General features: G+C 65.5%; 18 protein-coding genes and 1 tRNA gene. 7 read left to right on the top strand and 12 right to left on the bottom strand.

The annotated features are described in order from the left end of the window. Window positions 1-3: 3 nt before the first annotated feature. On the bottom strand, window positions 4-1,194 hold the full coding sequence (locus ACIPXZ_RS13510) for an acyl-CoA dehydrogenase family protein (RefSeq protein ID WP_400595381.1): 1,191 nt from the start codon (window positions 1,192-1,194) through the stop codon (window positions 4-6). Window positions 1,195-1,390: 196 nt separating this feature from the next. Between ACIPXZ_RS13510 and ACIPXZ_RS13505 the strand changes: the two genes are divergently transcribed. The 5 genes from ACIPXZ_RS13505 to ACIPXZ_RS13485 all read left to right on the top strand — a co-directional run bounded on the left by ACIPXZ_RS13505 (window position 1,391) and on the right by ACIPXZ_RS13485 (window position 8,565). Next, window positions 1,391-3,130 carry a biotin carboxylase gene (locus ACIPXZ_RS13505; protein WP_400595136.1) on the top strand — a complete coding sequence of 580 codons (1,740 nt, stop codon included), beginning with the start codon at window positions 1,391-1,393 and terminating at the stop codon, window positions 3,128-3,130. 24 nt (window positions 3,131-3,154) lie between these two features. Continuing rightward, a complete protein-coding gene (locus ACIPXZ_RS13500) occupies window positions 3,155-4,363 on the top strand; it encodes a serine hydrolase domain-containing protein (protein ID WP_400595134.1) in 1,209 nt (402 codons plus the stop codon). Window positions 4,364-4,610: 247 nt separating this feature from the next. Continuing rightward, window positions 4,611-5,252: an NAD(P)-dependent oxidoreductase gene (locus ACIPXZ_RS13495; protein ID WP_400595132.1), complete on the top strand. Its 642-nt coding sequence runs from the start codon at window positions 4,611-4,613 to the stop codon at window positions 5,250-5,252. 8 nt (window positions 5,253-5,260) lie between these two features. Continuing rightward, window positions 5,261-6,376, top strand: a complete 1,116-nt coding sequence (locus ACIPXZ_RS13490; RefSeq protein WP_400595130.1) for a serine hydrolase domain-containing protein — start codon at window positions 5,261-5,263, stop codon at window positions 6,374-6,376. Between the two features lie 113 nt (window positions 6,377-6,489). Continuing rightward, a complete protein-coding gene (locus tag ACIPXZ_RS13485) occupies window positions 6,490-8,565 on the top strand; it encodes an ArnT family glycosyltransferase (protein WP_400595128.1) in 2,076 nt (691 codons plus the stop codon). 176 nt (window positions 8,566-8,741) lie between these two features. Here the strand turns inward: ACIPXZ_RS13485 and ACIPXZ_RS13480 are convergent, their stop codons facing one another. The 7 genes from ACIPXZ_RS13480 to ACIPXZ_RS13450 form a co-directional block, all read right to left on the bottom strand. After that, window positions 8,742-10,364: a hypothetical protein gene (locus ACIPXZ_RS13480; protein WP_400595126.1), complete on the bottom strand. Its 1,623-nt coding sequence runs from the start codon at window positions 10,362-10,364 to the stop codon at window positions 8,742-8,744. Between the two features lie 207 nt (window positions 10,365-10,571). After that, window positions 10,572-11,798 carry a Dyp-type peroxidase gene (locus ACIPXZ_RS13475; protein WP_400595124.1) on the bottom strand — a complete coding sequence of 409 codons (1,227 nt, stop codon included), beginning with the start codon at window positions 11,796-11,798 and terminating at the stop codon, window positions 10,572-10,574. A 49-nt stretch (window positions 11,799-11,847) separates the two neighbouring features. After that, window positions 11,848-12,582, bottom strand: coding sequence for an EfeM/EfeO family lipoprotein (locus ACIPXZ_RS13470; RefSeq protein ID WP_400595122.1), 735 nt, complete (start codon window positions 12,580-12,582; stop codon window positions 11,848-11,850). 258 nt (window positions 12,583-12,840) lie between these two features. Then, window positions 12,841-13,122 (bottom strand): DUF4190 domain-containing protein, encoded by a 282-nt coding sequence (locus ACIPXZ_RS13465; RefSeq protein WP_400595120.1) that lies wholly within the window; start codon window positions 13,120-13,122, stop codon window positions 12,841-12,843. A 41-nt stretch (window positions 13,123-13,163) separates the two neighbouring features. Beyond that, the gene (locus ACIPXZ_RS13460; protein WP_400595118.1) at window positions 13,164-13,544 is read right to left on the bottom strand and encodes a hypothetical protein; all 381 of its coding nucleotides are present in this window, start codon (window positions 13,542-13,544) and stop codon (window positions 13,164-13,166) included. A 165-nt stretch (window positions 13,545-13,709) separates the two neighbouring features. Further along, the gene (locus tag ACIPXZ_RS13455; protein WP_400595116.1) at window positions 13,710-14,681 is read right to left on the bottom strand and encodes an alpha/beta hydrolase family protein; all 972 of its coding nucleotides are present in this window, start codon (window positions 14,679-14,681) and stop codon (window positions 13,710-13,712) included. A gap of 109 nt (window positions 14,682-14,790) precedes the next feature. Beyond that, entirely contained in the window at window positions 14,791-15,267 is a 477-nt protein-coding gene (locus ACIPXZ_RS13450) for a MarR family winged helix-turn-helix transcriptional regulator (protein WP_400595114.1), read from the bottom strand. 226 nt (window positions 15,268-15,493) lie between these two features. Here ACIPXZ_RS13450 and ACIPXZ_RS13445 point away from each other — a divergent pair, with 226 nt between their 5' ends. Continuing rightward, window positions 15,494-15,736, top strand: coding sequence for a hypothetical protein (locus ACIPXZ_RS13445; RefSeq protein ID WP_400595112.1), 243 nt, complete (start codon window positions 15,494-15,496; stop codon window positions 15,734-15,736). Window positions 15,737-15,847: 111 nt separating this feature from the next. Then, window positions 15,848-16,201: a VOC family protein gene (locus ACIPXZ_RS13440; RefSeq protein WP_400595110.1), complete on the top strand. Its 354-nt coding sequence runs from the start codon at window positions 15,848-15,850 to the stop codon at window positions 16,199-16,201. 174 nt (window positions 16,202-16,375) lie between these two features. Here ACIPXZ_RS13440 and ACIPXZ_RS13435 read toward each other — a convergent pair. The 4 genes from ACIPXZ_RS13435 to ACIPXZ_RS13420 all read right to left on the bottom strand — a co-directional run bounded on the left by ACIPXZ_RS13435 (window position 16,376) and on the right by ACIPXZ_RS13420 (window position 19,395). Then, window positions 16,376-16,449, bottom strand: a tRNA-Ile gene (locus tag ACIPXZ_RS13435). Window positions 16,450-16,538: 89 nt separating this feature from the next. Then, window positions 16,539-17,735, bottom strand: a complete 1,197-nt coding sequence (locus ACIPXZ_RS13430; protein ID WP_400595108.1) for a glycosyltransferase — start codon at window positions 17,733-17,735, stop codon at window positions 16,539-16,541. Between the two features lie 47 nt (window positions 17,736-17,782). Next, window positions 17,783-18,685 (bottom strand): DMT family transporter, encoded by a 903-nt coding sequence (locus ACIPXZ_RS13425; RefSeq protein WP_400595106.1) that lies wholly within the window; start codon window positions 18,683-18,685, stop codon window positions 17,783-17,785. Then, on the bottom strand, window positions 18,682-19,395 hold the full coding sequence (locus ACIPXZ_RS13420; RefSeq protein WP_400595104.1) for a CDP-alcohol phosphatidyltransferase family protein: 714 nt from the start codon (window positions 19,393-19,395) through the stop codon (window positions 18,682-18,684). Before ACIPXZ_RS13420 ends, ACIPXZ_RS13425 begins: the two co-directional genes overlap by 4 nt. Between the last annotated feature and the right edge of the window lie 10 nt (window positions 19,396-19,405).

The following is a 19,405-nucleotide window of genomic DNA, read 5'->3' as shown; positions in this document are numbered from 1 at the left end:
CACTCAGACGATCGCCGAAATCCCTGTGATGGCGCGCCCCGTCACGAGAGTGTTGATCTCGTAGGTTCCCTCATAGGAGTAGATGGCTTCCGCGTCTGCGAAGACCTTGCCGATCTCGTAGTCGGTCACGATGCCGTTGCCGCCCAGGAGGCTGCGCCCGATGGCGACCGACTCCCGCATCCTGGCCGTCGTGAAAGCCTTGGCCAGTGCGGACTGCTCATCCTTCGCCACTCCGGCGTCCTCGAGCTGGGAAAGCCGGACCATCATGCCCATGGAGCTCACGGCGTTGCCCAGGATTTTCACGAGCTGTTCCTGGACCAGCTGGAAGGACGCCAACGGCCGGCCGAACTGATGGCGCTCTACGGCGTAGCGCCGCGCGACGTCGAAAGCGGCGAGCTGCTGGCCCACGGCCTGCCATGCGACAGCCAGCCGGGTCACCTTGAGCACCTTGTTGGTGTCCCGGAAGCTGTTTCCACCGGCCAGCTTGTGAGTGTCCGGAACCACCACGTTCTCCAGGACGATGTCCGCGTTCTGAACGGTGCGCAGGGAGATCTTGTTCTCGATCTTGGTGGCCTTGTAGCCCTCGGTGGAGGTGTCGACCAGGAAGGCCTTGACCTGATTGTCAGCCACGTCGCGGGCATAGATGACCACATAGTCGGAGAAGGTCGCGTTTCCGATCCACCGCTTGGCGCCGTTGAGGATCCATCGGTCACCGTCCTTCTGGGCGGTGGTACGGGTACCGCCTGCCACATCGGATCCTCCGAGCGGCTCGGTCAGACCGAAGGCGCCGATCTTCTTCATGGCGTAGATGTCCGGCAGCCAGGCTTCCTTCTGCTCCTCAGAGGCGAGCGCCTCGATGGACCCGGTGAAGAGCCCGTCGTGCACCCCCATGAAGGTGGCGATGGAAGTGTCAGCGCGAGTGAATTCGGCATGCACGATGCCGGCGAAAAGGTTGGAGTACCCCTGACGGCGCACGGGGCTCATGACGTCCAGCTCGGCCAGCTTCGGAATCAGCTCCATCGGGAACTCGCCACGGTTCCAGCAGTCCACGGCGATGGGGCGGACCTCACGGGTCAGCCAGTCCCTGATCTCGGCGAGACGGTCACGCTCCTTGTCGGAGAGCAACTGCTCGAAAGCGAAGAAGTCGCCGTCCGCATACGGCAGCGAATTGATGTCTGGCGCGCTCTGGCCCATGGTCCCTCCAGGATTGATGTTACTCATGAGTAACTTATCCCACTTCCCTCGGCGGGTAAAGGGCTGAACGGGCTCTCTGGACGGTAAAAATCCAGATCGCGGCGACATAAACGAATCGTCTTCGGAACTTTCTTTGCGCCGCTCTTGCCCCATGCCAAGATGACGCTACGAAACCCTCAGAGGGAAGGAATTCGCAATGGTGCGGAAAGCAGCGTCCAGCGGCGCAGAGGCCACCCAGGAGACGACGGCGGCAAAGCCGGCGGCGCGCACACGGAAGGCCCCCGCGAAACCGGAAGCCGCCGTCGAGCAGGAGACGGTCTCCCCCGTCACGACCGTGAGTCCTGCAGTCAAGACCGCGACGCCGAGGGCAAGCAGCACCAAATCGACCCTGGCCAAACGAATCCCTGCGCCCCGGCGGTCGCGCACCAGCAAACCGGCTCCACGCAACCGCAGCAAGGCGGAAGCCAAAGCGTCAGCTGCAGCCCGGCGTCTGAAGAACATGTCGGAAATCCGGCATTACTTCCGCACCGACGAATCCCCGGTCTTCTTCGTGGGCCCGTCCTCCTTCAACCTGCTCGGCCTGGACCGCTGGGTGCGCGGGTTCTCCTACATCGCTTACTACGACAGCTGGGAAGGAACCCATCCGCGCGTCTTCACGCCGTCGGACCGTCCTTATGTCGAGTTCCAGAGCGGCGAGGAGATCAACAACTGGCTCCTGACCAATCACGAGGTGCGGGCGCACATCGAGCAGCGCACTCCGTCCGGAGTGCATCCCAAAGTGGTCATGGTCTTCTTCGATGAGGAGACGGAGCACATCTGCCAGGAGCTCGGCTATGAGTTGATCCTTCCCCCGGCCGCCCTGCGCGAGCGGCTCGACTCCAAGATGGAGACCACCCGGATCGCCCAGTCCGCGGGCGTGCACAGCGTGCCGAACGTGATGACCACGGTGGAGACCTGGTCCGATGTCCTGAAGGTCACCAAGAGCGCGAAACTCGGCACCGATCTGGTGATCCAGACCGCCTACGGCGACTCCGGCAAGACCACCTATTTCGTCACCTCGGAGGAGGAGTTCGACGCCGTCGCGGAACACCTCAAGGGCGAGGAGGTGAAGATCATGAAGCGCATCAACAACCGCCCCATCGCGGTGGAGGCGGTCATCACCCGGCACGGCACCATCGTGGGTCCGTGCATGACCGAGATCACCGGCCACAAAGCGCTCACCCCGTACCGCGGAGGCTGGGCCGGGAATGAGATGTATCCGGATGTCCTCGACGATCCGGCCCGTCACGCGACCACCGAGCTGGTCCGCAAGCTGGGCGACCGTCTGGCCAACGAGGGCTACCGAGGGTTCTTCGAGGTGGACGTCCTCCTCGACACGGACACCGACGAGGTGTATCTCGGGGAACTCAACCCGCGCATCAGCGGCGCCTCTGCGATCACCAACGTCACCGCCGGCGCGTACGCCGATGTCCCGCTCTTCGTCTTCCATCTGCTGGAGTACTCCGGCGTCGAGTTCGATCTGGACGTCGATGAGGTCAATGCCCGGTGGGAGGAACTCGCCTCGGAGGACGAGTGGAGCCACATGGTGATCAAGCACACGGACCGGACCGTGGAGCACATCGACGCAGCTCCCCCGACCGGACTGTACGTGCTGGACGGGCAGGGCCGGTTCGTCTTCGCGCACCGCGAGCTGGACTGGCACTTGCTCAACAATGAGTCTGAGGCCTTCTACCTGCGGATCTATGCTCCCGGAGACTACCGCTGGAAGGGCGCAGACCTCGGAATCCTGGTGACCAAGGGCCGCTTGCAGGGCTCGCACGGCGGCCTCACGATCCATGCCAGGCATCTGATCGAATCCATCCGGAGCATGTACCGGGCCACCCCGGTTCCGGAGTCCGAGCCCGTCAAATGGCCTGCACCTGCCAAAGGGAATTAAATTACCCATGCCATACTTGATGGAATGTTCGCAGACGAGGCCTATGGCATGAGCAACGGACAACCGAGCACCCCGGCCGCTCCACCACTGGATCAGTGGCAGCTGGCGCCCCACCTGAACTGGTCGATGCAGAACATCGCGTCGTTCCTGCCTGTGCGGTCCATTCCCCGCGGGATCCGGGCCACCGCACTGCCACCTGCACCGGCGGATCTCTCCGCGGTCCTCGTGCCGCACCCCTGGGAGGACCGTTCGGCGACCTTCGCCCAGGTCATGCAGGACACCTTCACCGACGGCTGGGTGGTGACCAAGGACGGCGCACTGGTGGGCGAGGGCTACTTCAACACCATGAATCCCGCGAGCGTCCACTTGCTCATGTCCGTCAGCAAATCCCTGACCACCTCGGTGGCCGGGGCTTTGGAAGGCACCGGAGAACTGGATCCGGATGCCCTGGTGACGAGCTATGTCCCCGCACTGGCCGGCTCCGGCTATGAAGGGGCCACGGTCCGGCATTTGATGGACATGCGCACCGGGGTCCACTTCTCTGAGAAGTACCTGGACCCCGATGCCGAGGTCCGTCTCCTCGAAGAGGCCATCGGCTGGGCTCCCAAACGCCATCCGGAGGCTCCTTCGACGTTGCTGGACTTCCTGGCGAGCCTGCGCCTCGACCGGCCCCACGGCGGCGCCTTCGACTACAAGTCCTGTGAGACCGATGCCCTGGGCTTCGTCCTGGAAGGCGCCACCGGACGGCATGCGGCCGATCTGATGTCGGAGCGTCTCTGGCAGCCCATGGGGGCCGAACTCGGTGCCCATGTCGGCGTGGACAGCGTCGGCGAGGGGATGTTCGACGGCGGCGTCTCGGCCGGGCTGCGAGACCTGGCCCGGTTCGGCAATCTGTTCCTCCGGGAAGGATTCGCACTCGATGACACCCCCGTGCTGCCGGCGTGGTGGGTCGCCGACACCTTCGGTGGAGGCCCGGACAGCCGTGAGGCCTTCGCTAACGCGCCGGAACCCACCCTCATGCCGGGTGGGATGTACCGCAACGGTTTCTGGTTCCCGCGCGAAGGATCCAACCCGCTGCTCGCGCTCGGCATCCACGGTCAGATGGTGTACGTGAACCGTTCGGCCGGCGTCGTCGCCGCCAAGCTCTCCAGCTGGCCCACGCCGCAGGATGGCGAGAAACTGCTCTGGACGATCAACGCCTTCGACGCCGTCTCCTGGGTCCTGACCCGCTGAACGTATCCCCCTCGCCGGCCAGCGCCGTGGGCCGCTCCTCCCCCTGGGATGGAGCGGCCCACGGCGTCTTCGGGCCCGGCGCCTCCTGTGTCTCCTCCTCGTATGGGCTCGCTACTTCGGTGCGAATTCGCTCGCTCGGGGCGCGGGCTCGCACGGAAGTAGCGTGTTCGGCCCGGCGACGTCGCGAAACCGCTTGGCCGCAACGGCACCTCTGCCATGCGGCCCGGGTGGCGGTTAGGCTGATGAAATGACAGCAACCGTCGCCGTACTGGCCGCCCATGGACGTTCCGGCAGAGCATGTGTCACGGCCCTCCTGGATGCCGGGTATCAGGTCCGGGCAGGGATCCGCTCCGAGGCGCCCTTCGAGCCGCATCCGCTGCTGACGACAGTCTCCTGCGACGCCCGGGACCCCGCCCAGGTCGCAGAGTTGCTCGAGGGCGCGTCCGCCGTCGTCAGCATGATCGGGCACAATCGGCGGTCAGACGACGACGTCCAGTCGGCTGCCACGCGCAACTGCCTCGAGGTCATCTCCTCACGCCAGCCGAAGACCCGATTCATCACCCTCACGGGAACCGGAGTCCGGCTGCCCGGCGACACGATTCCGCTGTTCGACCGGGCGGCCAACGCCGCGATAGCCCTCGTGGACCCGAAGCGGATCGCCGATGGCAAGGAACACGTGAGGATCCTCCAGGACAGCGACGTCGACTTCACCGTGGTCCGCGTCCTCAAGCTCACCGGTGGGCGGCACCAAGGGACGGTTCGTCTGACCCCGAACGGCCCTGCGGAATTGTTCACGCCACGGGCCCGGGTGGGCGCAGCCGTCGTGGCCATCCTGGGGCGGACCGATCTTTCACGCGCGCTCCCCGTGATCAACGGAACCGAAGCCTGAGTTCTGCCGTGACACAGCGACCTCCGGGGCCGGAAACACTGCGCGTCCTGCTGGAGCAGGCTCTCCACCCTGACGACGGCGGAGACCCCTTGTTTTCCGGTGCCGTCGCGGCGGTCCGCGTGAACGGACAGACGGTGGCAGAGGCCTCCGCGGGTCTGACCTTCCGGTACCGGGATGGTGAGGGGCTGGAGCGGCGGGGCGACCCCGTCTCCCGGGACGCGCTCTTCGACCTGGCCTCGATCACCAAGATCTTCGTCACCGCGACCGCCCTGGCCGCGTTCGAAGAACGGCACATGCTCGGCAACGGACTCAGTTCTCTGCGAAGGCCGGTCTCCGAATGGCTCCCGGAATTCCGTCCGGAACCCTTCGGGGACGTGACCGTGCTCGATCTGCTCACTCACCGTTCCGGCCTGCCCAGCGAATGGGACGCCAACTCCCCCGGCCCCGACGCCTGGCACCGTTTTCGCACGACGATGCCCGAGCACCCGGCCGGGACCGTCCACGCGTACTCCTGTGTCGGGTTCATCTGGCTCGGACTGCTCCTGGAGGAACTGAGCGGTTCGTCCTTGGACGATCTCATGACCCGCCTGATCCTGGACCCCTTGGACCTGAGCCGGACCGGATACCGCCCCACCGAGACGAGAGATCGCATCGTCGCCACCGAGATCCAAACGGGTCGCGGCCTCGTTCACGGTGAGGTCCATGACGAAACCGCGTGGGCTCTGGGCGGTGTGAGCGGGAACGCCGGGCTGTTCAGCACGGCCCCCGAGCTGCTCCGGTTCGCTGAGATGTTGAGGAACGGAGGCACCTCCGCTGGACGGCGCATCCTCTCGCGCGAGGCCGTGGAGCTCATGACGAAGCCTGTGCCGGGACCACTCTCCGGCGAGTTCCGGCAAGGCCTCGGCCTGCGGCTCGGTGAACCGGCCGCCAGGCTTTTCGCCCGCGACGCCGAACGGCTTCCGGCAGGGCATGGAGGATTCACGGGCACGGCTTTCGCATTCGTCCCTGGCGGCGAGCGCTCGGTGGTGCTGCTGAGCAATCGGGTGCATCCGCGGCGCGGGAACGACGAACGGTTCGCCAGCTTCCGGCAAGATGTCCTGGAATGGGCAGCAGGCCGGATCTGACCACCGGCGAGCGTCCGGAGGCCGCCGAGGCGACGACACCCCTGGTCTGAGGAAAAAGCTGATTCACAGCAGCGCCTCAGCCCGGGCACCGTCCGCTCGGCTGAGCTTGGATCATGACCACCACAACCGCAGCCTCCCTCAGTGACCTCCGTAGCCTCTCGACCTCATCCGGCAGCCGTCGGCGATGGGGGCCCTGGCCCCTGGGAGTGGCAGTTCTGGCCCTTGCCGCGGCGGCGCTCTCCGTCTGGGGTGTATGGGCCGGGTCCCGCTCCGAGTACTACGCCTCGATCGCCCTGTCGATGAGCCAGAACTGGCACAACTTCTTCTTCGGTTCCTTCGATCCCGCGGGCACTGTCACGCTGGACAAGATCCCGGGCTCCTTCTGGATTCCGGCGCTGTTCATCAAGGTGATGGGGTTCTCCACCTTCTCGGTGATCCTCCCGAACGCACTGGCGTCAGTGGCCGCCACCTTGCTGCTCGCCTTCACCGCCAAGCGGGTCGCCGGACCGTTCGCGGGCTTGGTGGCCGGTTCCGTCCTGGCCACGACTCCGATCCTCGTGGCCGTCTCACGCTCGAATCAGCCCGAGACGTTCTTCGTCCTCGGTCTGGCGTTGACGGCCTGGGCGGCGGTCCGCGCGGTTCAGCAGAACAGCTTCCGCTGGCTGCTTCTGGCAGGCCTCTTCGTGGCGGTGTCGTTCCAGACCTACATGCTGGAGGCCTGGGCGATCTGGCCCGCTCTGGCCGCCGCCTACCTGTGCACCCCGCAGCCGTGGCTCCGGAAGCTCTGGCACACGGCGGTCGCCGGAGTCGTGAGCCTGGGTGCCTCGCTGCTCTGGATCGTCGCGGTCGCCATGATCCCGGCGTCGGACCGCCCCTATGTGGGGAGCACCCTGCACAACGACCCCTGGGAGATGGTCTTCGGCTACAACGGCCTGGGCCGGTTCGGGGAGAGCACCGCTGATTCCACCGCCTACAACTCCTTCACACCGCCGTTCTCCGGTTCGGCGGGTGTCTTCCGGCTCTTCAACAGCCAATTGGCCGGACAGATCGCCTGGTTGCTACCCGCCTCGGTGCTGGCCGTCGTCGTACTCTTCATCCTCGGACGCAGGGCGGGCTGGAAACCGGCTCTCCCTGTCTTCCTGGGTACTTGGATCCTGACGTTCTTCGTCATGTTCTCCGCGGTGGCGGGCATGCACCAGTTCTACACCGCGGCACTCGGCGTCCCGATCGCTCTGACCATCGGTCTCGCCGTGGGACTGGCCCGATCGAAGCGCGTGGCATGGCCCCTCCACTCGCTCCTCGGTGTCGCGGTCGTGACAGCCATCGGGATAGCACTGGTCTACGGCGGCTATTCGATCCCCGTCGCGCTCGTTCAGGCTGTGCTCGCCCTGGGCGCGGTGGCCGCCCTTCTCTGGGAGAAGCGGCGTGGTTCCATTCTCCGTTTCTGGACCGCCGCGTTGGTCCTGGGCGGCCTGCTCCTGACCCCTGCGGTCTGGTCCGCCGTCACGCTCGCTCATCCCAACTCGATCAACCCGGTGGCCGGCGGCGTGGACTACATGGGTGGCGGCATCGGTGGTGGCCGGGGGTCCTTCCAAGGCGGCCCCGGCGCAGGAGGTCAGAACGGCTTCCCGGGAACGCCGCCGGGTACGAGCGGTTCAGGCAATGGAACCGGCTTCCAGGGCGGTCCCGGAGGGTTCCCGGGAAGCCAGCAGGGTATCTCGGGCGGAACATCGGGGACGGTCCCGGGCAGCGGCACCGGTCGCCAATTCCCCGGAGCCGGGGGTACGGGTGGTGCCGGAAGCATGGAAGGCACCGCGTCCGCCGCCCTCATCAGCTATCTCGAAGCCAACAAGGGCACCGCTCAGTATCTCGTCGCGACGTTCGGTGCGCAGGAGGCTGCAGGAATCATCACCGGAAGCGGCGGTCAGTCGGTCCTCCCGGTGGGAGGTTTCAGCGGCAACGACCCGGTGCCCACGGTGGAGCAGTTCAAGGCGCTCGTCTCCTCCGGGGCCCTGAAGTACGTACTGCTCAGCGGCAGCGGAATGGGCGGTGGCATGGGTGGCGGCCAGCAGAGCAGCGGTACCTCCTCGGAGATCCGCAGTTGGGTCCAGGAGAACTGCACCGCGGTGACCGCGAGCGGCGTTTCCGGTCTCTACGCCTGCACCGCGTCCGGCGCCTCCACGAACTGAGCCGCGGCGAGCTGAGGCACAACACAGCTGACGACGACGGCTCGGGCCGGAGCCAACCACGCAACGCGGACTCCTCACCCTCAAAAGCCGCAACGCAGGGGCCGGAGAATTCACCACACCCGGCTCTCCCAAACCACCGACCATTCAGAAACCGACGACACGTGGCACTGGCTCCCCTAGCCGATCGAGACCGAGCGCGGCCCAAAGCTGCGGGTCACGCCGCCGACGGTAGCGGTCACCGTTGTCGTCGTTGGATTGAAGTAGAGGCGGCTGCCGTCGCTCAGGCTGAAGGTGCGGACCTCGGTGCCCTGAACCGGATCGATGCCGCTTGTCGCATAGACGCCGTTGCGGAGCTTGGCGGCCAAGGCGGCAACCTTCGTGTCCGCCAGGTTCACGCTAGGGGTCGTGACGGACTCGGCCCGGGTCGCTTGCCCGGCCCCGCCGGCGTCCTGGCAGCTTGGCTGGGCCTGGTTGACGGTCGCGGCCACGTTTCGGAGTGCGGAGGTCCGGGCAGCCAGGGTCAGGGCGTAGGTGAAGGCTTGATCGTTGGTTCGGCGGGTCTTCGCGGCCGCGACGATGGCGGCACGGTTCGCATCCGCGGTGAGTAGGCAGGGCTGGCCCGAAACCGCTCCGCCGCCGCTGTAGGTGCCGACGCTCGTATTAAGTAGGTCCACGCTGTAGTCGTGGTTGATCACTGTTACATTGCGCGCGGCCACGCCCTGCGCGAAGCCCCGGAAGCTGTCCAGCTCGGGATTGCTGAGGGGGTAGCCCATGGACCACTGCACGGAAAACTCGCGGATAAACGCGTCGATCAGCGGCGAGGCCGAGGTCTCCAGGGTCGTTCCCGCGTCCAGCCGCAAGCGGGCCAGGGTGAGGGCCCGTTGCACCCCGGTGCTTGAGGTGGTGTGCGACTCGGGGTTCACCCCGCGGCCAAGATCGCTCTCCGCAGCCCAGGTGGTTACCCCGACATTGGCGGTGAGGGTGACGGCTCGGCCGACGCCCCGGGCCGCGCGCGCCGCCTGCTCCACCGTGTTGTTCATATCGTCGCCGTATTCGGCATCCGTGGTCCACGACCCATAGGCGCCCACGGTGGCGATGTCGATCCCGTGCTGCGGAGACATGTTGACGTCGTCGAACATCACGCCGTCGAAGTTCGTTGCGGGCGCCGTGGCCGTCCGGACCCCGGGCGTGGATTTCGTGGTCAGCATCGTCTTCACGCCGCTCGCGCACGCCGTGCGGTAATCGGGGTTAGCGGTGTCTGCCAGGAGCAGCCAGTCGAAATCCGGGTAGTGGACCAGCCCTGAGGTGGTCTGTGGGGTTTCGTTCATTGCGGCGAGCAGCGCCGCGTTCCCGCCGACTGGAACAGTGAAACTGGGCCGGCTACCGTCATCGGGCAGGCTCACGCAGCTTGACTGGAATACGCCGGATGCCGGCTCACGCGGGGACATGGCCGCGACGTTCACATAGGCCAGGATCTTGGTTTGGGGGTTCGCCGCCTTGATATCCGCGAGATTGCAGCCACCCGCGGCGGGTGACGCCTGGGCGAGGAACGGCTCGATGATGGCGACCGTGACCTTACCCTGTAGCGCCCCGCCCGGGCAGAGCAGCTGTTCCTGGCCCACGCCCTGAAGCATTGCCGCGCCCGCGCTATCGAGCACCGTGACTGGAGCGGCAGTGTCCGCCGACGCCGCCGGCGCCGCCGTTGCAGCAAGGCCTGCGGCTCCGACCATGGCAGCTGCGGTGGCAGCAATGGTCGCGATGGATCTCGAGATTCGTCCTCGACGGGGAGTCGTCTTCATCGGTGTTCCCTTTTTCCCTGGTGTTCGGTCCTGATTGCTCGCACAGTAGGGAAAGTCTAAGCGTCTGGCGTGGCGGCTCCGCTCCTGACCCCGGAACAGGTCCTCGCAAGAGCCAACCCAAAACGAACTTCAGAAACACGACGCCAGAACCCGCCAAGCCGGCCCGCGCCGTCGTCGTCGGGGACCCAAGCGATCCTCCGCTGAGCGTCAGGCGAAAAGACCCTGGGCGAGGTAGCCCTTCTCGTCCTTGACGCCGGGGAGCATGAAGAAGTAACCGCCACCGAAGGGCTCGATGTAATCGGTCATGGGTTCGTCCGCCAGCCGCGTCTGCGTGGCTTCGAACTGTTCCTGGATGTTCTGCTGATAGCAGGCGAAGATCAGGCCGGCCTGCATATTGCCGTTCAGATCCACGCCCATCTCGTAGTTGTAGCCACGGCGGAGCATCCGGGAACGCGAGGTCTCCTTGGTGCGTGGATTGGCCAGCCGGATGTGCGCGTCGAGAGGGATCGTGTCCCCCTTGGGATCGTTGGCGTAGTCCGGTTCGTCCGTCTCTTTGCTCTTGCCCAGCGGTGCGCCCGAGACACGTTCACGGCCGATCATGCCGTTCTGCTCCCCCAGCCCGACGCGGTCCCAGAACTCCACCAGCATGCGGATGAGGCGCACCACCAGGAAGGTCCCGCCTTCCGTCCAGGCCGGCTGCCCGGAATCCTTGTCGATCCAGACCAGCTTCTCCTCGGCGCCCGGGTTCACGATGCCGTCCTTGTACCCGAAAAGGTTCCGTGGTGCCCCTTCGGGCCGCGGCGCGTTGTGGAAGCCATTGATCTTCCACGCCAGCTGAAGCTGCCCACGGGTCGCCTTCATGATGTCGCGCAACGCGTAGTGCACGGCGTCCTGGGAATCGGCGCAGATCTGGATCATGAGGTCTCCGCCGGTCCAGGCATCGTCGATCTGATCTTTCGGGAAGACCTTCATTCCCGTCAGACCCACGGGCTTTCGCGCTTTGAGCCCGTATTCCTGGCGATCGAAGAGACTGCCCGCCAGGCCGAAACTGAGCGAGATGCTGGCGGCCGGGACATCGTCGCCGAGGACACCGGAATTCACGGGCGGGGCGCCGTCCACGCCGCTCAGTTCCTCCGGCGGCAGCGCCTGGTCGTGCCGATGCCCGCCCATGAGGATGCGCGACTTGGTGGTGAGCCTCTGGAAGAGGGTCTTCAGCTCCGCACGGTCCTTCGCCAGCACGGTGAACGCGGCGAAACAGGCGCTGGCCTGCTGGGTCGCAGGACGGTAGACACCCGCCTGGTTGTCGCCGTGGAACGGTACGACGTCGGTGGCTCCGGTGGCAGCCTGCTGCTGTTCCGGGGTGCAGGCGACCAGCAGTCCACCAGCGGCTGAGGTCGCGGCACCCATCAGAAAGGAACGGCGTTCGAGGTTCATGGCAGGGTCTTTCGTCGGCAAGAGGGGGCGGGGAGGCTGCTGGTACGGTTCACTCGGTGGAGAACAACGCCGGGGCGAGCGCCAGCGTTTCGAGCGCCTGCCCGAGCGCGCCGTTGACCCGCTGGCGTTGCAGGATGCTCAGCTGCGGGTACGGGATCCAGGAGCCCGCGGCACGGGTCTGGTCAATGGCCTGCAACAGGCTCGACAGTTCCCTGTCGAGTTGCGCCGGGTACCCGGACTTGAGCCGTTCGAGCAGGGTCCGCAGGAGGTTCAGGACCTCCTGCGTCGCTTCCACATCGGCGCGGGTGAGGGCGACCGCCGTCCCTGAGCCCTGGTCGCCGTTGCCGGAGAGATGGTCACGCTGAGCGTCCTCCAGAATTTCATGGAGCCTCAGGGGCATGTCCGCCGGATCCGTCGAAAGCTCCGGAAGTTTCTTCTCGAGGGCGTCGAGATCCGTGGCGAGCCGGTCCAGGACGGGCTTCAGCTGCGTTTGACCCTGGCCGTGCCAGAGCCCGTATTCGAGACGGCGCAGGCCCGTGAAGCCCGGATCCTCCGAGCCTCGCTGCAATCCGCGCGAGCCGGGAGAGATCGCGTCGCCCAGCTCGCCGAAGCTTCCGTACGCCGCACCGACACGCTGCCAGCACTGCTGGGCGGAGAGCCACGCTGTGCGCGCGCCGTCGACGTCGTCCTGTGCGAGCGCTGTTCCGAGATCGCCCAGACGGCCCCGCAGTTCCTTGAGTTGTTTCACCACGTAGTCGTGATACGCACTGATCGCATCAGCCATGGTCCCGGCAGCCTTGAGGGGCATCGTCAATCCAGTCCTGCTCGTACCGGGGTTCCCCGGTGTTCCATCACAGGGGGCGCGCCGCGCGCGTCCCGGAGTACATCATGAGGGAAGGCGGGCCTTACCACCAAGTTAAGTCACGCCTGCATTCACTATTTCGAAGTCGTCCAGTGAGTGAGAGGCCGGGCATGCCTGAGGCCCCGGTCGATGACGACCGGGGCCTCAGGGTGAAGCGTGACTCAGCGGCTACTGAACAGCTCAGTAGTTGCTGAGGGAGGCACTCATGGAGATCGTGCTGATCGCCACGATCAGGCCGATGACCATGCCCGCGAAACCGACGATGATGCCGGCGATCGCCAGGCCGCGACCGCCCTCACCCGTGCGCTTGATCTGGCTCAGAGCGACGAAACCGAGAATGACGCCGAGGAGCGAGATGAAGAAGGCGGAGATCAGGGAGATGATCGCCAGGGTGTTGGTGCCGCTCTTCTGCGGAGCATAGGGCTGGGACTGCGGGGCCTGGTACTGAGGGGTCTGGCTCATGAGGTTTCCTTGCTGCGAGTGATTGCGAGTGATGTGATGGATCAATTGGAGATGCTCTCGGCCAACAGGCCGCGAGTGTGAAGGGCTTCCGCCAGTGCGTTGGCGGTCTGTTCGAAAGCCGTGTTGGTCTTCGAAGCCCCGATGGCCCCGCCCTTGAGGGCACCGGATGTCATATTGCGGTGGAGCCGGACCACCAAGCGGCCCGAGGCGTCGACCATGAAATCGACGAGAAAGACCATCTGGAATTTCGCGCCTGCCATGGCACCGAAAAGAATGGTCAGTGGCGCGCTGCCTCGTTTGGCGAGAAGACCGCCTTTAGGGGTTTCAGTGACGATGAATTCCTGCGCGGAGAGCGTTTCCGCGACCACGGCCCGGCCTGCGGCGTGGTCCCCGTGGAGGAAGAAATCATGAGAAGAGGCCATGGTGCCCGTCTTTCGGAAGTGCTGCGAGTGAAAAGATCCGCGCCCTGGGCGCGGATCCGATAAGTCCACTCTAGTGAGTTTCCATTCCGAAAACGATCTTTCGTGTTTCGTTACGTGGAAATTCGAGCAGGTCCATACATGCTGCGGGCCGTCTTCAGGCGACTTTCAGATGTTTTCCCGCAACCATCCCAGCACGAGGTCGAGACTTTCCGGATCCAGCCTGGTGCCCTCCTCGTTGTATCCCGTGCCGGGGGCTTCCGCCAGTTCGGCAAGACTGCGTGTCTCCTCCTTCAGCACGTGATTGGCCGTGGGAGGAAAGACGAAGCCGATGTTCTGTTTCCCGGCCGCGGCCTCCTGGAGTGGGGCTCCATCCGCCCGGACATCCACTTGGAGATCCTTCTCACCGATGATCACCAGGGTGGGCTGGGTCAGGCCGGGCAATGCGTCGGCGGCGTCTTCACTCCAGAGTTCCCTGGCGAGTGGCAGATTGGCCGGGGTTTCGAAACTCATCAGCACCATCCGCACGCTCTCCGGAAGACGCTCATCCAGATCCATCGCTTCACCCCTGTTGTACCGCGCGGCAGCCTCCTCGACAAGAGGGAGGAGTTCAAGCCCTCCGGGCACCTGCCCCAGCTGGGTCCTGAGCTGCATCAGCAGCACCTCCCCGACGGCTCGTCCGGGCGGGCTGGCGAGGATGACCCCGGCAAAGGCAGGCTCGTGGTCCCCCAGGGCGTAGTGGATCACATGCAGGCATCCTTCGCTGTTGCCCAAGCCCACAATCCTGTTGTCGTCAACGAACTCCTGACCGGCCAGCAGACCGGCAGCCGCCTTCAGCTCCGCCAAGTGGGAGGCCATGCTCATCGTGCCGATGAGCCGGGGAAGATTCTCCCGGACATGCGGGCCGGACGCCCTCTTGTCATAACGCAAGGAAGCGAACCCAGCCTCGGCCAGGGCTTCGGCCAGCAAGCGTCCACTGCCATTGGTGCCGGGAAGCAGAGGTGAGTTCCAGTCGCGGTCGGTCGGGCCGCTGCCCGCCACCAGGACGACACCGGGAAACGGCCCCTCTCCTTCAGGACGTACCAGAGTGCCGTACATCGTGACGTCGTCGAGCTGCCAGCTGACTTCTTCGCGGATCATAGCCGTAATTATGCGTGACGGTGAGCCGCCAGGGAACCGCCCTCCCCGGGACATGGTGAGAGGGCAGGGCCGCGTGAGGCTGCTGCCACGCAGTGGGGGCTGACGCCGTCTAGGTTCTCAGTGCGTCGATGACTGCACCGAGAAACTTCTCGACCGTCGCCAACTCATCCGTGCTGAAGGCTCCAGCCGCGGTGAGAAGCGCGCTGACTTGCCGTTGAAGGCTCGACTCGAGGATGACCTGTGCGGCCTGAGTGGCGTGGAGAACCAAACCCCTGCGGTCTTGAGGATCCGGTTCTCTTCTGAGGTATCCGGCCTTTTCCAGGCGGTTCACCAAAGCGGTGGTGGACGCAGAGGTGATCCCCAGATGGGCCCCGAGCGCACGAGGACTCACCGCCTCGCGTGACGACTCATCCAGAACGAATCGCAATGCCGAGAGATCGTTGCTGTTGATCTTCAGATCCGCCATGAGATGGGCGCGGGCTCCGCTTTCCACCACGGTGAACTCCCGGAGTAGATGCAAGGCAGAGAGAACATGATCTTCTCGGTCGCCTTCGGCCCAGCTTCTATTGATCAATTCGAGCGCCATGCAGAATCCTCCTCCAGCCCGTCATTTGCCAGGCGTTCTTGCAAGCCCCCGTACAGGAAATTATAGGCCGCCTGGTCGGGCGATTCGGGCAACGATCCCATTGCCGAAAACCTCAGGACCTCGCGGCAGAAACCTGCCGTATCGCCGGATGTCTGCGCGATTGTACGGGCGGATCACCCGGACCGAAAGGCTCTATCTCCGGAGCCCAAAGCCTGTTTGCCTGAAGATGACAGAAGTCAATGAGAGGCAGGAGGACATCATGCCCGGCAAGAACAACGCAGGACAGTTCGGACAGCGCGCCGACACCACCGAGCAGGCCCGCCGCGGCGGTAAAGCGAGCACGGGCCACTTCGGTTCGCCTGGCGGTCCGGACGCGCGAGAAGCGGGACGCCGTGGTGCGGCCGCTCAGCCTCGCGAGGCGAAAGTGCGCGGCGGGGAGAACAGTCACCGCGCCGGCGACAGAAGCTGAACACGCACCGTTGACCGCTGCATCGGCCCATGAAAGGCCGAGGCGTCTGCTGATGCCGGAATCCTCCCGGGAACGACACCTTTTCACCAGGAACAGTGGGATGCTGGTCCCATGGAACGCGTAGTGGGCATCGGCGGACATTTTCTCCGCGCCCGTGACCCTCAGACCTTGACCGCATGGTACCGCGATTGCCTGGGCCTCGCCATCGACGGGCACGGCCTCTGGCAGCAGGACGCCGGGCCGACCGTTTTCGCTGCCTTTGACGCCGACACCGAGTACTTCGGCAGTCCGGCGCAGCAGACGATGATGAATTTCCGGGTCGCCGATCTGGACGCGATGCTCGCACAATTGCGGGCGGCGGGCGCCCAGGTGGATGACGAGGTCCAGGAGATGGACGGCATCGGCTGCTTCGGCTGGGTCACCGATCCGGAGGGCAACCGCATCGAATTGTGGCAGGCGAGCTGAACCGGCAGCTTGCGGAACCCCTGGCTGCGAGCCGGCGGCAACGCAGGTGACTTCGATGCTCGTGCGGTTTCCGGCCATGCCAACCCCACAAGGGTTCGGCTCGACGATCGCCGCACGACGCCGAGGGGTATGTGGAAGGCCCCGGAATCCGCGTGATTCCGGGGCCGTTTCGGGTAGGGGCACTGGGACTTGAACCCAGGACCAAAGGATTATGAGTCCTCTGCTCTGACCGGCTGAGCTATACCCCCGTGGGTGTTCCGGGTCAGGAAGACCTCTGGAACGACGCCCGGAACAGTCTACCGTGACCGCCCCGGACGCCTTCATCGCGCCGGAAGGATCAGACGAGCAGATCCTCGTAGTCGGCGCCGCGGTAGATGTCTTCGAAGGTCTGCAGCGTGTTCTCCAGGCTGTGCTTCTGGACCATGCGGTGGCTCGCCTCGCCCATGGCGCGGCGTCCCTCCTCCGGCTGGCCCAGCACGGCCTGGATCTTCTCCGTCAGGTCCACCACGTTGTTCGGCTCGAACAGGTACCCGTTCACGCCGTCCTCAGACAGGTGCGGCAACGCCATGGCATTGGCCAGCACCACCGGGGTGGAGGCGCTCATGGCCTCCAGGGTGACCAGCGACTGCAACTCCGCGGTGCCCGGCATGCAGAAGAGATCGGCGCGGATGTACGCGCGGCGCAGCTCGTCGTCGGGCGCAAGACCCAGGAACGTGACACGGTCCCCCAAGCCAAGGGACTCCACCAGGCGCTCCAAGGCGGGACGGATCTCCCCGCCACCGACGATCTCCAGGTGTACGTTCATCTCCTCGGGAAGACGTCCCAAGGCCTTGATCAGGACATCGACATTCTTCTCCTCGGCCAGGCGACCGGCGAAGAGAATGGTCGGGTACGGGTTCTTCTCCACGACCTCACCCGGCTGCAGCTCGTACGCAGGGGTGTCGATGCCATTGGAGAGCGGCAGCACCTGGCGCAGGAAGGCGTGCTGATGCATCGCCTTGGCGGCCAGAGGCGTGGGCGTGGTGACCACGTTCGCCTGCCCCATGACCTTGCCCATGTCCTTCCACGAGATCCGGCCGATCCGGTCTTTCAGCCACTGCGGGAAGGGCAGGAAGGGGTTCAGGTTCTCCGGCATGAAGTGATTGGTGGCCACCACGCGGACGCCACGCTTCACGGCCTCATAGAGGACATGCTCGCCGATCATGTAGTGGCTCTGGATGTGAACGACGTCCGGCTGCACCTTGTCGAAGAGCAGCGCGATCTCCTTCTTGATCTCCCAGGGGAAGGTGATCCGGAAGGAATCGTGAGTGGGGACCGAATGGGAGCGGATCCGGTGAACGGTGCCCTCCGGACGGAACTCCGTGTAGCTCTTGCCCTTGTCAGGACGGGCGGCCAGGACGTGCACCTGGTGCCCCCGCGCCGTCATGCCCTTGGCCAGGCGGTAGCCGAACTGCGCGGCCCCGTTCACGTGCGGAGGATAGGTGTCCGCGGCGATCAGGATGGTCAGGGGTTTGCTACCGTCGGTGGACGTCATGCGGGGGTTTCTCCTGGCATTGTTCAGTGGCGGGCGACAGCCCCGGCCTATTTCCCGGAGGATTTCCGGGCGGCTTCCTTCCTGCGCTTGGTGACCTCAGGATGGTGCCTGGACAGGGCGATCACACCAACGATAGCAAGGCAGGCTGCCGCAACCATGGATATCGCAACGACCGGCTGGACATCGGGACGAAGCTCACCCAGGAGAGTGATGCCGATCGCGATGCCGACGATCGGGTCGATCACCGTCAGACCCGCGACCACCAGGTCCGGCGGACCGCCGGAGTAAGCGCTCTGCACGAACCAAGAGCCCAAGCCGCCGGCCGCGGCGATGGCGACCAGGGTGTACCACGGCACGTTGAGCAGGAACTGGCCGTTGGGGTCCAGCAGATGCCTGCCGATGATCCGGGTCAGTACGGCGACGAAACCGAACAGCACACCGGCCCCGAGAATGTAGACGAAGGCGTTCAGCCGGTGCCGGAACATCACCGCAAGGGAGCCGAAGAGTCCCACCGCCAGCGCCAGCAACAGGACCACGGCCAGCTCGTCCGTCGCCGCCACGTGATGGTTCTCCTGCGTGGCGTTCACCGCCAGGAGCACGAACAGCGCGGACCCGGTCACGCACGCCGAGATGGCCACCACCGTGGCGCGGTTGATCTTCAGCCCTTGATCCTTGGCATTGACCACCGTGGTGATCACCAGCGCGATGGCGCCGATGGGCTGGATGACGGTCAATGGCGCGGAGACCAGGGCGACGCTGTTCATCGCCATGCCACCGGCAAGGAGCAGCAGACCCAGCAACCAGCGCGGATTGCGCAGCAAACGCAGGAAGCTGCTGGACCCCAGGGCCAGGCCGCCGGTGTCAGCCTTGACGGCGCTCCCCTGCCGCTGGGTTCCGATGGCCAGGCAGAACGCACCCAGGACGGCCAGGATGACAGCGAACCAGATCATGTGCCGTCCTCCTTCCGTTCGTCCTGCTGTGTCCGCTGCCCGACGACGCCGGAACCGCCGTCGTCGGACGCTGCTTGCTCATCCGCCTCCCGGTGGTGAGTGGCCACGCGGGCCCGCCGCACGGGGCGGCCTTTGCGGACGATCGCCTGGAAGTATCCGATGGCGGCGATCCAGTGCCCCACCAGCCCCAGGGCCAGCAGGACCCAGGCGATGACGAACAGGACCCGTCCTCCCATGATCTCGGACAGCACCAACAGCGGTGTGCCGAGCAGAAGCAGCGCGGTGCGGACCTTGCCCACCACGCTCACCGGCAGATCAGGGTGATTGCGGAAGTACAGAAGGGACGCCGTGCCCAGCACGACATCCGGAACGAGGAGCGCCGTCAGGTACCACCAGGTGACCACGCCCGCCAGCACCAGAGTCACCGCGACGGCGATCAGGGCCAGGCGGTCGGCCGCCGGGTCGAGGATGCGTCCCAGTTTGGAGGTCTGGTCGAAACGGCGGGCCACATAGCCGTCGATCCAGTCAGTGGAACCCATCACGGCGAGCACCGCGACAGCCCAGCCGTATTCGCGGGCTCCCAGGACCAGCCACATGAAGAGGGGCACGCCCAGGAAGCGGATCACCGTCAGAAGATTGGGGACGGTGAGGATGCGGTCATGGTCGACTTGCGGCACGCCAGGGCGTGCGCCAGCGCCGATGAGCTTCATCCTCCCCCTT

The sequence above is a fragment of the Arthrobacter sp. NPDC090010 genome (assembly GCF_044748305.1).
Taxonomy (GTDB): Bacteria; Actinomycetota; Actinomycetes; order Actinomycetales; family Micrococcaceae; genus Arthrobacter_E.
The sequence above is the reverse complement of the archived record's forward strand: the minus strand, read 5'-3'. Positions and strand labels throughout refer to the sequence as shown.